This is a genomic window from Psychroflexus montanilacus (genome assembly GCF_020164535.1).
GTDB lineage: Bacteria > Bacteroidota > Bacteroidia > Flavobacteriales > Flavobacteriaceae > Psychroflexus > Psychroflexus montanilacus.
In genome coordinates this window covers 269,764-284,136 of sequence record NZ_JAIQZC010000002.1, presented here as the reverse complement: position 1 = coordinate 284,136, position 14,373 = coordinate 269,764, and the positions used below count along the sequence as shown (strand labels likewise).

Genomic DNA, 14,373 nt, shown 5'->3' with positions numbered 1-14,373 from the left:
CCTTAGCTTCGTTTAGAAATTTCATCACGAATTTGAGCTGCTCTTTCGTAGTCTTCATCATTAACAGCTTTTTCTAAAAGTTCATTAAGTTTTTTGGTCGTCATTGAGCTAAATTCACTTTTGAAAGTCGACTTTTTTTCCTCGGGCTCAACATTTCCAGATTTTTTAAGGTTATCTGAACTATAAATATCTGTGTTTTGGTTTTTATCACTTAGATAAATACCAGCTTTATCTAGTATGTTTTTATAAGTAAAAATAGGAGCGTCAAATCTCAAGGCAAGAGCAATAGCATCGCTTGTTCTGGCATCGATAGTTTCTTCTATCCCATCTCTTTCACAAACCAGACTGGAATAAAAAATACCATCCACAAGTTTATGAATGATGACTTGTTTGACTGAAATTTTAAACCTGTCCGAAAAAGTTTTGAATAAATCGTGCGTAAGTGGCCTCGGTGGTTTGATTTCTTTTTCCAGTGCTATAGCAATAGATTGAGCTTCAAAAGCTCCAATTACAATTGGTAACTGTCTATCACTGTCCATGTCACTTAGGAGAAGAGCGTAGGCACCATTTTGAGTTTGACTGTAAGAAATTCCTTTTATGCTAAGTCTAGCTAAGCTCATACTACATTATATTGAATAAAAAAGCGGTCTAACTTTTAAGGACTTCTTAAAAACTAGACCGCCCTTTAAAGGGGCACAATTTATGAAAATTATGAGTTATTCGCCTTAAATTCCTTGAGTTTTTCAATCAATTGAGGAACTACCTCAAAAGCATCACCTACAATTCCATAGTCAGCAGCTTTAAAGAAAGGAGCTTCGGGATCGGTGTTGATGACAACTTTATTTTTGGAAGCACTAATACCTGCAAGATGCTGGATAGCTCCGGAAATACCAACAGCAATGTACAAATTGGTTGCTACAGGTTTACCTGTTTGTCCAACGTGTTCACCGTGAGGTCTCCAGCCCATATCACTTACTGGTTTTGAACAGGCGGTGGCTGCTCCAAGAACGTCTGCAAGCTCTTCAATCATTCCCCAGTTTTCTGGACCTTTCATCCCACGACCAGCTGAAACTACAACTTCTGCATCTGCAATACTTACTTTATCCTTATTCTTATCTACAGATTCTACATTTATTTTGAAATTGTCATCAGATAATTCTGGAGAAAAGTCTTCTTCTGAAAGTGATACTTCATTTTCTTTAAGACCAAATGCATTATTCGATAATCCAAGTAGTTTCACATCTGTTGTAATGGAAGTCATGTTGAATGCTTTATTGGTAAAAGCTGTTCTTTCCACAACAAAACCTTCTTCCAAATTTGGTAAGGCTACAACATTGGATGCATATCCGGCTTCCAGATTGACTGAAAGTAATGGAGCTAAATATTTAGCATTTGCACTTTGGCTCACCACCACTACTTTGGAATCTTCTTTTTTTGAAGCTTGAGTAATTACTTCCGCGTATGCGTCGGCATTGAATTTTGAAAGTTTGTCGCTAGAAACTTTCAAAACCTTCTCAACTCCATACGTTTTAAGCTCATCAACATTTTCTGCATTAATTGATACAGCTGTTACACTGGTTCCCATCAAGTCTGCAATTCCTTTAGCAAAAGAGGCAACTTCAAAAGCTGCTTTCTTCAATTTGCCATTTTCTGATTCTGTATATACTAAAATTGACATATTCTTATATTTTTTTGATTATATAGCCTTTGCTTCGTTGTGAAGTAAGTCTATCAATTTATCTAAATTATCTGCATCTACAAGAGTCACCTCTCCCTTAGGAGCTGGTTTTCTAAAATTTTTGGCTTCTGTTTGAGTCTCAGCTGCAAGTGGTTCAACAACGTTTAAAGGTTTTTTTCTGGCCATCATAATTCCTCTCATATTTGGAATTTTAAGATCGCTTTCTTCGACTAAACCTTTTTGACCACCTATGACTAGGGGTAATGAAGATTTTAAAGTTTCTTTACCACCATCGATTTCTCTAATGGCTGTAGCAGTTTCTCCATCGATTTCGAGACTTACACAAGTATTGATAAAATTAGCACCAATCAACTTAGCTAACATGCCTGGGACCATTCCACCATTGTAGTCGATCGATTCTCTACCTGCAATGATTAAGTCGTAATTTCCGTCTTTTGCAACTTTTGCGAGTTCTTTTGCAACTTGAAAGCCATCCAATGGTTCAGTATCTACTCTATGAGCAGTATCAGCACCAATAGCTAAAGCTTTTCTTATGGTAGGTTCTGTGTCTTTACCACCAACTGTAACAACATCTACGGTTGCACCTTGTTTCTCTTTAAACCACATCGCCCTAGTTAATCCAAATTCGTCATTAGGATTAATAACAAACTGAACTCCATTAGTGTCAAATTTTGTATCGTTTTCAACAAAATTGATTTTTGAAGTCGTATCAGGAACGTGACTAATACATACTAATATTTTCATGATTTTGAATTTTTTCTTGAACATTACAAATATAGTTGTTTTGGTTCAAAAATACTATGCATGCATAATAAAATTTTTATAAGATTCTTATGGTATATAGAAATTTGAATTGCTATTTTTGTGTTTCTTTTAAATAAAGGTAAATACATATAGATGAGGACAATTCAATTTAGAGAAGCTATTGTAGAAGCAATGAGTGAAGAAATGCGTGCTGATGAAACTATCTACTTGATGGGAGAAGAGGTTGCAGAATACAATGGCGCTTACAAAGCTTCCAAAGGAATGCTAGATGAATTTGGCGAAAAAAGAGTAATCGACACCCCAATTTCTGAATTAGGTTTTACAGGAATAGGTATCGGGTCGGCTATGAATGGAAATCGTCCTATAATAGAGTTTATGACCTTCAACTTTTCTTTGGTAGGCATAGATCAAATCATCAACAATGCTGCTAAGATGAGGCAAATGTCTGGTGGACAATTCAACATTCCAATTGTCTTTAGAGGTCCTACAGCTTCAGCAGGGCAACTGGGTGCAACACACTCTCAAGCCTTCGAGAACTGGTTTGCGAATACTCCAGGATTGAAAGTAGTTGTTCCTTCAAATCCTTATGACGCAAAAGGTTTATTGAAGTCTGCCATAAGAGATAACGATCCAGTTATCTTTATGGAAAGTGAGCAGATGTATGGTGATAAAGGGGAAGTTCCAGAAGAGGAGTATACCATACCTCTTGGTAAAGCTGATATTAAGAGAGAAGGAACAGATGTTACTATTGTTTCTTTTGGAAAAATTATAAAAGAAGCTTATAAAGCTGTTGAAGAACTTGAAAAAGAAGATATCTCTTGTGAGATTATAGATATAAGAACAGTAAGACCTTTAGACTATGAAGCGATCTTAAAATCTGTTAAAAAAACAAATAGACTTGTGATCCTAGAAGAAGCTTGGCCCTTTGGAAATGTAGCTACAGAAATTACATACAAAGTCCAAAACGAAGCTTTTGATTACCTGGATGCTCCAATTGTAAAATTGAATACTGCAGATACTCCAACACCATATTCTCCAGTATTATTGGAAGAGTGGTTGCCAAACAGCAAAGATGTTATAAAAGCTGTCAAAAAAGTTTTATACATTTAACACTTATCAAATTATAAAATAAGCTTCATTTGCATAAAATTGCATTTGAAGCTTTTTTTTGTTTAATGAAAAACCTCTTCCTCCTTTTCTTTCTACTTCTTTCATTCGCTTTTTATGGGCAAACCAAAGTGAGTGGCTTTGTGAAGGATAATTTTGGCAATCCTATTCCTTATGTCAATGTTTTTTTTTCAAACTCGTCTGAAGGAACTATATCAGATGAAAACGGAAAATTTTACCTTCAGTCTGATAAATCCTATTCTGTACTAGAGTTTTCATTTATGGGTTTTGAGAACCTGAAGCTCCCTCTTCAGCAAAAATCCACTTATAATATCGAAGTTGAGCTCGTAGAAAATTCTTCTGAATTGAGTGAAGTTATGGTTTATTCAGGAAAAACTTCCAAAAAAAATAATCCAGCGATAGACATACTCAAAAAAATATGGGAAAATAAACGCGAAAATGGTGTCAAAAAATTTGATGAATATCAGTATGATAAATATGAAAAACTTGAATTTGATTTAAATACCATCGATAGTACCCTCATTAATTCAAGAATCTTCAATGGTATGGAATTCATTTTTGATGACTTGGACACCAACAATGTGACAGGTAAAACCTACCTTCCTATTTTTTTGAACGAAGCTGCTTCTAAAGTATTTGGTAGTAATGTTCTTGATGCTGAGAAAGAAATTATTACAGGAAATAAAAATTCAGGCTTTAATAATAATCAAAGTCTGATTGCTTTCATAAAAGATCTTTATGCCGATTACAATATATATGACAACTATTTAAAATTTTTCAGCAAAAGTTTTGTGAGCCCTTTATCAACTACGGGTGTAGATAATTATAATTATGTATTAACCGATAGCACCTATATAGAAAATAAATGGTGCTATAATATTGTGTTTTATCCCAGGCGTAAAGGCGAACTAAATTTCAAAGGCGATTTTTGGGTAAACGATACCACCTGGGCCATAAAGAAAATCAATTTAGCCATGTCCAAAGGGGCTAATATCAACTGGGTAAAAGACGTGTATATAGAACAGGAATTTGATGTCCTCAATGATTCCGTCTTTTTGATTACTAAAGATTTGTTCATGACCGATTTTTCTTTGAATAAAAAGGAAGAATCCCGCGGTGTTTATGGTAAGCGTACTACCTTATTTGATAATTATACCTTCGATAATCCAAAAGGAAAGGCTTTTTATAAATATCAGCCAGAAGTTTACAATGAGGACATCTACAATAGAGATGATTATTTTTGGACTCAAAATAGACAGGAAGACCTCAATAAAGATGAGCAGCAGGTTTATGAAATGCTGGACACTCTGCAGACTGTGGACGCCTTTAAGCGGCTTTACAATGCAGGAACCATTTTGGCAACAGGCTACTGGGAACAAAACGGCTGGGATTTTGGCCCTGTGTTTTCTACTTTCGGTTTTAACGAAGTTGAAGGTGTGCGTTTGAGAGTAGGAGGTAGAACCTATTTTTCTCAAAACGATAGGTGGAGACTTCAGGGATTTCTGGCATATGGTTTTGGGGATGATAAATTTAAATATGGTCTGTCGGGCAAGTGGTTGCTGGATTCCAAAACAAGACTTACGATAGCAGGTGGAAATCGCAGAGATATAGAACAGCTTGGTGCTAGCCTTACAAATACTACAGATGTTTTAGGAAGAAATCTGGCCTCATCCGCCGTACTTACTGTTGGATCGAATACAAGCCTCACCAATATCAATTTAACTAGCTTTTCGATGAGTTTTGAAGCCTTCAAAAATTTCAACCTCAGGTTTGAAGGAAACTTCAAAAGACTGAGATCCGCTTCAGATCAATTTAGTCTGGATTATTTTACAAACCCTGAACGAACCGAAACCAAATCTGTGACGGAACAAGTTGAGGTATCTACTGTCGCTCAGTTTTCTCCAGGAAGAAAAACAACTGGATATGGTGTAGAACGTATAACTGTAAATTCTGACGATTATCCAGAATTTCTTCTCAACTACACCAAAGGTCTTGGTAATGTCACCACTTCAGATTTTGATTATGAGAAACTTCAGTTATACTACAGGCAGCCTATACAGATTGGTGGTTTTGGGAAATTTGTATCCAGTTTAGAAGTTGGAAAAACCTTTGGTGTAGTGCCTTTAAGTTTGCTGGATATCGTTCCAGGTAATCAAACTTTATTTTCAATACAAGGAACATTTCCACTATTAGACTTTTATGATTTTGTGACAGATACCTACGCAAGTGTTAACTTCGAGCATAACTTCAATGGGAGATTTTTTTCAAGAATTCCTTTTTTAAGAGATTTGGACCTGAGAGAGATCGTTTCAATACGAGCCGTTTCAGGAAGCATTTCAGAAGAAAATCAGTTGCTCAACGCTTCTACTACAAACCTTGTCTTACGAGCTCCAGATGGGGAGCCTTACTGGTCTTATAGTTTGGGTGTAGATAATATATTCAGAATATTGAGGATAGATTTTCACTTCAGAGGGAATTATAACGATTTGCCAGGGGCAAGAAAATTCGGAGTAACAGGAGGATTTGGCTTTAGTTTTTAAAAATTTCTTAAAACTCAATTTAAAGATAGGGTAGGCGTCTTTAGTGTTGTTTTATAACCGAACACTAAAAACAAATACACTATGAAAATTTTAAAACCGATAGCAGGTATTTTAGGAATAGCAATGCTATTTTCCTGCTCATCAGACGATTCAGATTCAAATCCAAATATGGATACTGTTTCAAAATCCAACCTTGAAATTAGAGCCTTTGCAAATACCAATGCAAATTCTGCTAGTGGAGCTAAATCAGCATCAGATGTAGAAGTTTCAGAATTCTTAATCAATATCAAAGAAATTGAGTTTGAATTTGCAGAAGGCTTCGGTATTCCAGGAGGATCTTCAGGAAGCTCAGATGATGATGACGATGATTTAAGTTTTGATGAATTACCAGATGAAATTGTTGCTTATCTAGATGAAAATTATCCAAATGATCCTTTTTGTAAAGGTGAGTTGGAAGATGATGACGACGATGAAGATCCTTACAGGTATGAAATCGAATTGCAGAGTGGAACTGAAATCTATTTCAAAGAAGATTTTAGCGTTTATGCTATAGATCCAGACGACGAAGGTTGTGATGATGATTATGATGACGACGATGAAGATGAAGACAGATTCGACTTTGATGACGAGTTTGAACTCAGAGGTCCTTTTGAGCTTAACTTAAGTGAAGGCGAAGTTACTGTAGTTGAAGTAGAAATTCCAGTAGGTGAGTACGAAGAAGTAGAGTTTGAAATGGAAAGAAGCACAGATCCAACTAGTGAATTGTATCAAAAATCTATACTGATGAGAGGTACAATTTCTGGCACACCATTTGAATTTTACCATACTTTCGATGAAGAGTTTGAAGTAGATTACGAAGACCAGGGACAAAACCTAGTCATAACTGAAGAAAACAATAACTCTGTAGCATTCGAATTTGACTTAGTCTCAGTTTTCAATCTGGTTGATTTATCTTCTGCTACCGATGGTAACGGAGATGGAACTATCCAAATAAGTCCAGAGGATGAAGATGGCAACAATCAGTTGGCCAATAGAATTAAAAATGCAATAAAAGTTTATGTGGACCTTTTGGATGATTAATTAAATTTTAGGTCTCATTCTGAAATCCCTGTCTTTCATGTGGCAGGGATTTCTTCATTTATAATGGTAAGGGTCTCTTCTGAATTTGATTGCGTCTACCTATATTTTTGAACCAGTTACTTTATGCTTGACTTTTATTGGTTAGGGATGTCTGGTTTCGGACTTTACTAAAGCTAAATAGAAAAATTATAAGTTTTAAGATATTGGAGTAGGCAAAAATTAGGCTATAGGAGATAAGTCTTTCTGTGCCCTATAATATTCCTTTTTGAACGTATAAGGAAAGCGAACCACAGCCTGCCTCTACATCATTACTAGCTGAAACCATTGCACGCATCTAAATCTTTGATGGGATAAAGGTTGAGCCTATTTGTACCATAAACCAAGACAAGGTTTAATTTGAGTATATTGAGGAAGCTTTTGTTTTTCTAGAAAAACTTCCTCTTAAGAATTAATCTCTTTCTTGATTTTAGATTTAATCTGGCTTAAGATAATAAGCACAGCAACTACTGGAATGGTGCCAATAAATAAAGTAGTCGCTTCCTCTCCAGCTATTAGTTTTGAAATGATAACGCCAATAAAAACAAGCCAAACCAACATGACTACATAAAAAATAATGTTTAGGGTTTTTAGTTTTGCACGAAGATCGTTTTGTGAAGGTTTTTGAGAATCCATGGCTAAATTTTTTAAATCTTTTCGAAAGTTAAGAAACTTTCGCCGCCACCGTCATCATCATCTTCATATCTCAATTCGATTTGATCTGGATTTGCAAAGTCTAAAACAATCCAGTCTTCGTCCAGGTCTTCAAATTCTTCAAGATCTTCCAAATCGAGCTCAAACACAAGCTCATCATCATCAATTTCAGCTTGCCAATCTGCAGTAAAGGTGTCACCACTTGTTGTGTTGACTATAGAAATAGTATTGTTTGAATTGAAGGTAAATACAAAGTTTTCATAATCACCGGTTTCATCATCTCCATTCACGTCAATAAATTGAGTAACTCTGAATTCGCCTGATGTCACAAAGGCAATAAATTGTTGTAGCCCAGAAGCAGAATTGATAAATAATGAAGGGTCAAAACACGCAGCATCCAGATTTTCTATAGCAGCTTCAAGGTTCACATTAGATGAAATGGATTGATTGGACCCATCAATTGATATAGTTACAGGATAAACAATTTGATAAAACCCGTTGTTTTGTTTTAAATTTTGAATCAAATTGAAAAATTGAGCTTTGTTTTGTATGCTTCGCCTGTCGGTAAGACTGTTTTCGGCATCAAAAATATTGACGTCCAGTGGGAAATTATACTCCAGACAATTTATCTCTATACTGCCTTCTACATTTGCTTCAATGGCTTCAAGTTCAGATTCACTTTGCACATTAAGGGATTCGTAATTTGGCAGAGAAATTTCTACTGGAAACCCTATTGTAATAATATAATCTTCAGATAAGGAGGATAATTCATCTATGAGTGGCTGGTAATCATCAAATTCTTCAATAATGAATGTATTTTCAGAATTTACAGTCACTTCAAATGGAAATTCCAAACTAAAACTATTGGAATTATCAATGAAATCATCAAATGCTGTTGGATTTTGATTGAGTCTGGAAATAAGATTACTTAATTCACTTTGACTTGATAGAGAGGTGTTTTCTTCAACACTCTCAAAAAACTCTTCGGTTTGGCAACTCCAAAGGAATAAAATAAAAAGTAAAAAATAGAGTTGTTTCATGGTATGTAAATTTATTAAAAAACCTTTTCATACATAACAAGTAAATTTGATTTTACCCTAAGTTTGTGTTAGGGTTATTTTGTATTAATTTGTTTTACGTATATATAATGTATCGACTTTTAGCCTATGGAAAAACCACTTATTGATAATGTTTGTGAAGAAAAAGTATACGAAAAGGTTTACACTACCTATTCAGAGTTGATCAACAACTATTTTTATTACAAGTTTGGCAACCAGGAAATGGCAGAAGAATCGGTGCAGGAAGCTTTCATTAAACTGTGGGAAAATTGTAAAAAAGTTCCTTTTACTAAAGCTAAATCCTTTCTTTTTACTGTCGCCAACAATTTATCTTTAAATAGATACAAGCACAGGCAAGTGGTTTTGAAATACGCAAGTACAGTTCCCCAGCGCACGGAAAATTTGGAAACTCCGGATTACAAAATGGAGGAGGAGGAGTTCAAAAAAAAGCTAGAAAAAGCCATCCAAAATTTATCTGAAAAACAGCGTACTGCGTTTCTACTGCATCGCATAGACGAGAAATCTTACAAGGAAATTGCAGAAATTTTGGGTATAAGTGTAAAGGCTGTGGAAAAGAGAATGCAAAAAGCTTTAGAGAGTTTGAGAGAAAAAATCGAAGCATTTAACTAGGGTAATTCCATTTTGAGGTGTTATAGTTATAGAAACTAAACCGATGAAGAAAAAATACAAATTAGCCGACTGGCTGGATAATAAAGAAAATGATGAGTCTGTTCAGCACATAGACGGATTTGATACTTTTCAAAAAATAAAATACTATTCTGCTCAATTTGAAAAACCAGATTTTAGAAAAGATGAGGTTTTTCAAGAGCTAAAACACAAGCGTGGTTCCAAGAAGAAGAAAAGATTTAATTGGTCAATTGCGGCATCAATTCTTTTGATTATAGGTATTGCATCGGTAGCTTTCTTATTATCCATAAAAGATTACACTTCCCAAATCAATACTCAGGAAACAGTCTTATTGCCCGATAATTCTAAAGTTATTTTAGCTGAAAACTCTAAGTTTCAATTCAATAACTGGTTTTGGGATTTTGATAGAACAACACAGCTGAACGGTCAGGCTTATTTTGAAGTAGCCAAAGGTGAAACATTTACGGTAAAAACTCAATTAGGTAAGGTTCAGGTTATCGGAACTAGATTTGATGTATTGTCCAGAGATTCACTCTTAAAAGTGATCTGTTATGAAGGGTCTGTAAAAGTAAAATTTAAACAGGAAGAGGTTATACTAAATAAAGGGCAAATGATATCTTATCAAAATGGGCTCAAAGTTGAGCAAAGTAATGTCTATAATGACAGGCCAGAATGGGTCTCCAATGCCCATCAGTTCAAAAACGTAAGCTTGTCTGAAGTTATGCAACAGCTAGAGAAGGACTATCAGATAGAAGTAGACATCTCTAAAGTTACAGAAGATAAAAACTTCACAGGAACCCTACCTTCCGATAGTTTATCTCTTGCTTTAGATATTTTAAGCAAAACATATCAAATCAATTTTAAAGTAATCAACGAAAATAAATTTATTTTTGTTGATGATGAACAAAGATAAAATTTGGTTAAAATCCTTTTTTGCGGCCATCCTGATTTTATTAGGCTGCAATCTTCAAGCTCAATCTCAAGAAAAGATTGAGCTTGTTGCTTTGTTGGATAGTATCGAGCGGGCACAGGAGGTTAAGTTCAATTATTTATATGAAGATCTTGAAAACCTAAAGGTAAAATCCCCTCAAGAAGGCTCTTCTCTGTTATCATTTTTAGAATATATCCAGCAGCAATTTCCTTTAGAGTTTGTTTTTGTTTCTGATGAAAGTATCTCCGTTAGCTTTGATTCTTCAAAAAAATGCTTAAAGTTCATAGATGCTGTTACAAGATCGGGGATTGCTAATGTGATTTTGGAATTAAATTCATCAAGAATTGCCATTTCCAATTCTTTTGGAAAAGTCTTTCTGGACTCCTCTTTGAATCTGGAAAAGATGGAATTTTCCCATCCCAATTATTTTAACACGCAAGGGAATTCTGCAGCTTTAGATGATGAAAGCTGCACGGAAATATATTTATATCCTGAAATTGAATTGGATGAGGTGCTGATAAAAGAATATTTAACCAAAGGAATATCTCTTAATTCGGATAACAGTTTGAGGATTGTTCCCCAGGAATTTGGTGTGCTTCCAGGCCTTATTAACGCAGATGTTCTCCATAGTCTTCAATATGTCCCAGGTGTCGTCAATACAGATGAAACCATAGCTCAAATTAATGTGAGAGGTGGTACTCACGATCAAAATCTGGTTTTATGGAATGGCTCAAGAATGTACCAGACGGGTCACTTTTTCGGAATGATTTCCGCCATCAATCCACTTATCAACCACGATATCAACGTTATTAAAAATGGAAGCTCTGCTTTTTATAACGAAGGTGTTTCATCTGTGATAGACATAGCATCGCGAGCGCATACTCAAGATTTTAAAAGAACAGTTCAACTTGATTTTTTAAGCGCAAATGCTACTGCATTACTCGAGTTGAATGACAACTCCAACCTTCAAATTGCGGCAAGAAGATCTTTGACAGACCTATGGGACTCCCCAACTTACAATGGATTTACCGATAAAGTATTTCAAAATACAAAAATTCAGGATTTACTTCAGGGTACCGACAATCGAATCACCACTCAGCAGGAACTTCAATTTTATGATGTTTCGCTTCAGTATGATTATGAATTTGATTCCAAAAATGCCTTGAACCTTGATGTTCTGGCTATTCAAAACAAACTTACCTTTGATGAGGTTTTAGAAACCACTTCAGAACAAAAGAGAAATGATTTTGAACAAAGTAATTTTCTTGCCAACTTAAGTTATAAAACGGAATGGAATGAAAATCATTCTTCATCTGTAGCCTTCAATGCTTCATTTTATGAGCTTGAAGCGTTAAATCAGTCTGTATTAAATAACCAGACTTTGCTACAAAACAATGGCGTAGTTGATATCAAGCTGAGTTTTAAAGATTCACATAAAATTTCAGATTTGTTTTCACTACGTACGGGTTATCAATTCAATGAGGTAGGTGTGAGGAACAATAATATTGTGAACTCACCAGAGGTGATCCTAAGGGATAAACAAGTACTCATAACACATTCAGGAATCAGTGAACTGAGTTACACTTCAGAAAATAAAAAAGTTGAAACGCGTATGGGAGTGCGTGGAAACTATTACACTGATTTTGGAGATTTTAGACTAGAGCCGAGACTCAGTTTTAGTTATCAAGCCAATAGAAATTGGAGATGGAATCTGCTTGGAGAAATCAAAAATCAAACGCTGACACAGGTGATCGATCAGCAGCAAGATTTCCTGGGTGTAGAAAAAAGGCGTTGGGTGCTTGCCAATGAAGACAATTTTCCAATTATTAATAACTTTCAGTTGGAAGCTGGCGTCAATTTTAATAAAAATGAATGGATGTTTCAGGGGAGTGTATATCATAAAACAGTAGAAGGTATTTCCTCGGGAAGTCAGGGATTCCAAAATCAGCTAGAATTTCTTCAAATCAACGGGGATTATAAGGTGCTAGGGACAGAAGTTCTGATTCAAAAGAAGATTAAAGACTTTAATTTTTGGATCAATTTTTCATTGATGGAGAATACCTACGATTTCAATAATTTTGAGCCACAACAATTCGCAAACAATTTTGAGATCACTCAGAGTTCAGCTTTTGGAGCAAGTTATACGGCCAATCAACTCAAATTGTCTTTAGGCGGACGCTATTTTGCCGGAAGACCTATGACAGAAATTGATACCGAAAATCCTATATTGACCCCAGACACCAATCCAAGGCTTAATTTTTTAAACCCAAACGAAAGCAATTTAAAAGACTATTTTCAGGTCAATTTTACAGCGAGTTATCAGTTTAAGCTTTCCAACTCTTTTATAAGTACAGGCATTAGTGTTTTGAATCTATTCAATAGTAACAATCTTACTCAACAATTTTTCAGGCTAGACGATTCCAATGCGAGCGTGGAGAATGTTAGGATTCAAAGTCTAGAATTGACACCTAATGCTTTCATTTCATTTCAGTTTTAAGAATTGGGACTTTAACTAATTGAGAGCCAGATTTATATAGTGAATCTGAGGTTAAATACCGTTTATCTGCCATAATCTCCCATTGGTCAATTTCTTCACAAAAAAGTTTAAATGTCACTTTACATTTGAAATGAACTTAAAAACAAAAGTCATGAAACTATTACTTATTTTATTGCTAAGCTTCACGCTACAAGTTTCAAATGAAACACAAATTCATTTTGAAGAAAAAGGGATCATAAATGTAAAACTTGATGGAGTACAAACCGAAAAAGGGGGTAAAATCTACATTGCCTTATTCAATCAGAAGGCAGATTACATGACAGAAAATAGATTTAAAGGCCTTATTGTAGATGTGGATGAATACGACAAAACTGATGTAAGCTTTACAGACTTGCCGAAAGGTGAGTATGCAGTTACAGCTTTTCACGATACTAACGGAAATGGAAAGATGGATTTTGATCCCAATGGTATGCCAAAAGAAGACTGGGCAAGCTCAGGAATGCCAAATTCTTACGGGCCTCCAACCTGGGAATCCACTAAAATTCAATTGAATAATGAGAGTGTAAATGTGAAGTTGAATTTCAATAGATAGCTTTTTACTTTTAAATTAGATTTTAAACCTGATGTTGAATTCATTTCAAAATCAGGTTTTTATTTTAGTATTGTTGATAGTATAGCCAAAGTTTTTATTATTTTTGCCGTCCTTAAAATTTATTTAAAATTAGTGATTATGACATTTGATGTGTTGATAGAAATTCCACGAGGAAGCAGAAATAAATACGAGTATGATTTCAATTTGAAACAAATTCGCTTTGATAGAATGTTGCATACGTCCATGATGTATCCAGCAGATTATGGTTTTGTACCAGAAACTTTGGCGCTAGACAATGATCCTATAGATGTGCTGGTGTTGTTTACCAATCCTGTGGTTCCTGGCTGTGTAGCAGAAGTAAGACCAGTGGGTGTTCTCAATATGTCTGATGAAAAAGGGCCTGATGAAAAAATTATTTGTGTTCCTGTGTCGGATCCAATGGGAGAAGATGTTCACAAATTCTCTGACTTAAATCCGCATACCATCAAAGAAATCGAACATTTTTTTAGAACATATAAAGACCTTGAAAATAAAGAGGTAACTATAGGAAACTGGGGTGATGAGAAAGAAGCAAAAGAGCTTGTAGACAAAGCTGTTGCTCGTTATAAAGAAAGCGATACAGTAGCTCACAATTTCAGTTTATAAAATAAGTATCCTGATTTTGGGTACAGAACCACTTCATTTTGAAGTGGTTTTTTTAGTATATAAAATCTTCATTAATAGATTTCAAATTCTTATTTTTGCT

General features: G+C 35.0%; 13 protein-coding genes. 8 read left to right on the top strand and 5 right to left on the bottom strand.

Annotated elements, in window-relative coordinates:
* Positions 1 to 2 precede the first annotated feature (2 nt).
* The 3 genes from LB454_RS08115 to LB454_RS08105 form a co-directional block, all read right to left on the bottom strand.
* On the bottom strand, positions 3 to 620 hold the full coding sequence (locus tag LB454_RS08115; protein ID WP_224464169.1) for a bifunctional nuclease family protein: 618 nt from the start codon (positions 618 to 620) through the stop codon (positions 3 to 5).
* An 89-nt stretch (positions 621 to 709) separates the two neighbouring features.
* Positions 710 to 1,678, bottom strand: coding sequence for an electron transfer flavoprotein subunit alpha/FixB family protein (locus LB454_RS08110; RefSeq protein ID WP_224464168.1), 969 nt, complete (start codon positions 1,676 to 1,678; stop codon positions 710 to 712).
* 18 nt (positions 1,679 to 1,696) lie between these two features.
* Positions 1,697 to 2,443 carry an electron transfer flavoprotein subunit beta/FixA family protein gene (locus LB454_RS08105; protein WP_224464167.1) on the bottom strand — a complete coding sequence of 249 codons (747 nt, stop codon included), beginning with the start codon at positions 2,441 to 2,443 and terminating at the stop codon, positions 1,697 to 1,699.
* Between the two features lie 153 nt (positions 2,444 to 2,596).
* On the opposite strand from LB454_RS08105, the gene LB454_RS08100 reads away from it, so the two are divergent.
* From LB454_RS08100 to LB454_RS08090, 3 genes are all read left to right on the top strand, one after another.
* The gene (locus LB454_RS08100) at positions 2,597 to 3,574 is read left to right on the top strand and encodes a pyruvate dehydrogenase complex E1 component subunit beta (protein ID WP_224464166.1); all 978 of its coding nucleotides are present in this window, start codon (positions 2,597 to 2,599) and stop codon (positions 3,572 to 3,574) included.
* Positions 3,575 to 3,639: 65 nt separating this feature from the next.
* On the top strand, positions 3,640 to 6,132 hold the full coding sequence (locus tag LB454_RS08095) for a DUF5686 and carboxypeptidase-like regulatory domain-containing protein (RefSeq protein WP_224464165.1): 2,493 nt from the start codon (positions 3,640 to 3,642) through the stop codon (positions 6,130 to 6,132).
* Between the two features lie 81 nt (positions 6,133 to 6,213).
* The gene (locus LB454_RS08090) at positions 6,214 to 7,212 is read left to right on the top strand and encodes a hypothetical protein (RefSeq protein WP_224464164.1); all 999 of its coding nucleotides are present in this window, start codon (positions 6,214 to 6,216) and stop codon (positions 7,210 to 7,212) included.
* A gap of 441 nt (positions 7,213 to 7,653) precedes the next feature.
* Here LB454_RS08090 and LB454_RS08085 read toward each other — a convergent pair whose 3' ends face one another.
* Together LB454_RS08085 and LB454_RS08080 are read right to left on the bottom strand one after the other, a co-directional pair.
* On the bottom strand, positions 7,654 to 7,884 hold the full coding sequence (locus LB454_RS08085) for a hypothetical protein (protein WP_224464163.1): 231 nt from the start codon (positions 7,882 to 7,884) through the stop codon (positions 7,654 to 7,656).
* A gap of 11 nt (positions 7,885 to 7,895) precedes the next feature.
* Positions 7,896 to 8,942, bottom strand: a complete 1,047-nt coding sequence (locus LB454_RS08080; RefSeq protein ID WP_224464162.1) for a hypothetical protein — start codon at positions 8,940 to 8,942, stop codon at positions 7,896 to 7,898.
* 126 nt (positions 8,943 to 9,068) lie between these two features.
* On the opposite strand from LB454_RS08080, the gene LB454_RS08075 reads away from it, so the two are divergent.
* From LB454_RS08075 to LB454_RS08055, 5 genes are all read left to right on the top strand, one after another.
* Positions 9,069 to 9,590: an RNA polymerase sigma factor gene (locus LB454_RS08075; RefSeq protein WP_224464161.1), complete on the top strand. Its 522-nt coding sequence runs from the start codon at positions 9,069 to 9,071 to the stop codon at positions 9,588 to 9,590.
* A gap of 43 nt (positions 9,591 to 9,633) precedes the next feature.
* Positions 9,634 to 10,521, top strand: coding sequence for a FecR family protein (locus LB454_RS08070; RefSeq protein ID WP_224464160.1), 888 nt, complete (start codon positions 9,634 to 9,636; stop codon positions 10,519 to 10,521).
* Positions 10,508 to 13,036 (top strand): TonB-dependent receptor plug domain-containing protein, encoded by a 2,529-nt coding sequence (locus LB454_RS08065; RefSeq protein WP_224464159.1) that lies wholly within the window; start codon positions 10,508 to 10,510, stop codon positions 13,034 to 13,036. Before LB454_RS08070 ends, LB454_RS08065 begins: the two co-directional genes overlap by 14 nt.
* A gap of 151 nt (positions 13,037 to 13,187) precedes the next feature.
* Positions 13,188 to 13,628 (top strand): DUF2141 domain-containing protein, encoded by a 441-nt coding sequence (locus tag LB454_RS08060; protein ID WP_224464158.1) that lies wholly within the window; start codon positions 13,188 to 13,190, stop codon positions 13,626 to 13,628.
* 138 nt (positions 13,629 to 13,766) lie between these two features.
* Positions 13,767 to 14,273: an inorganic diphosphatase gene (locus LB454_RS08055; RefSeq protein WP_224464157.1), complete on the top strand. Its 507-nt coding sequence runs from the start codon at positions 13,767 to 13,769 to the stop codon at positions 14,271 to 14,273.
* The last annotated feature ends 100 nt before the right edge of the window (positions 14,274 to 14,373 follow it).

Coding starts and splice junctions, on each gene's coding strand:
- LB454_RS08115 (WP_224464169.1), bottom strand. CDS start 620: ATGAGCTTAGCTAGACTTAGCATAAAAGGAATTTCTTACAGTCAAACT.
- LB454_RS08110 (WP_224464168.1), bottom strand. CDS start 1,678: ATGTCAATTTTAGTATATACAGAATCAGAAAATGGCAAATTGAAGAAA.
- LB454_RS08105 (WP_224464167.1), bottom strand. CDS start 2,443: ATGAAAATATTAGTATGTATTAGTCACGTTCCTGATACGACTTCAAAA.
- LB454_RS08100 (WP_224464166.1), top strand. CDS start 2,597: ATGAGGACAATTCAATTTAGAGAAGCTATTGTAGAAGCAATGAGTGAA.
- LB454_RS08095 (WP_224464165.1), top strand. CDS start 3,640: ATGAAAAACCTCTTCCTCCTTTTCTTTCTACTTCTTTCATTCGCTTTT.
- LB454_RS08090 (WP_224464164.1), top strand. CDS start 6,214: ATGAAAATTTTAAAACCGATAGCAGGTATTTTAGGAATAGCAATGCTA.
- LB454_RS08085 (WP_224464163.1), bottom strand. CDS start 7,884: ATGGATTCTCAAAAACCTTCACAAAACGATCTTCGTGCAAAACTAAAA.
- LB454_RS08080 (WP_224464162.1), bottom strand. CDS start 8,942: ATGAAACAACTCTATTTTTTACTTTTTATTTTATTCCTTTGGAGTTGC.
- LB454_RS08075 (WP_224464161.1), top strand. CDS start 9,069: ATGGAAAAACCACTTATTGATAATGTTTGTGAAGAAAAAGTATACGAA.
- LB454_RS08070 (WP_224464160.1), top strand. CDS start 9,634: ATGAAGAAAAAATACAAATTAGCCGACTGGCTGGATAATAAAGAAAAT.
- LB454_RS08065 (WP_224464159.1), top strand. CDS start 10,508: ATGAACAAAGATAAAATTTGGTTAAAATCCTTTTTTGCGGCCATCCTG.
- LB454_RS08060 (WP_224464158.1), top strand. CDS start 13,188: ATGAAACTATTACTTATTTTATTGCTAAGCTTCACGCTACAAGTTTCA.
- LB454_RS08055 (WP_224464157.1), top strand. CDS start 13,767: ATGACATTTGATGTGTTGATAGAAATTCCACGAGGAAGCAGAAATAAA.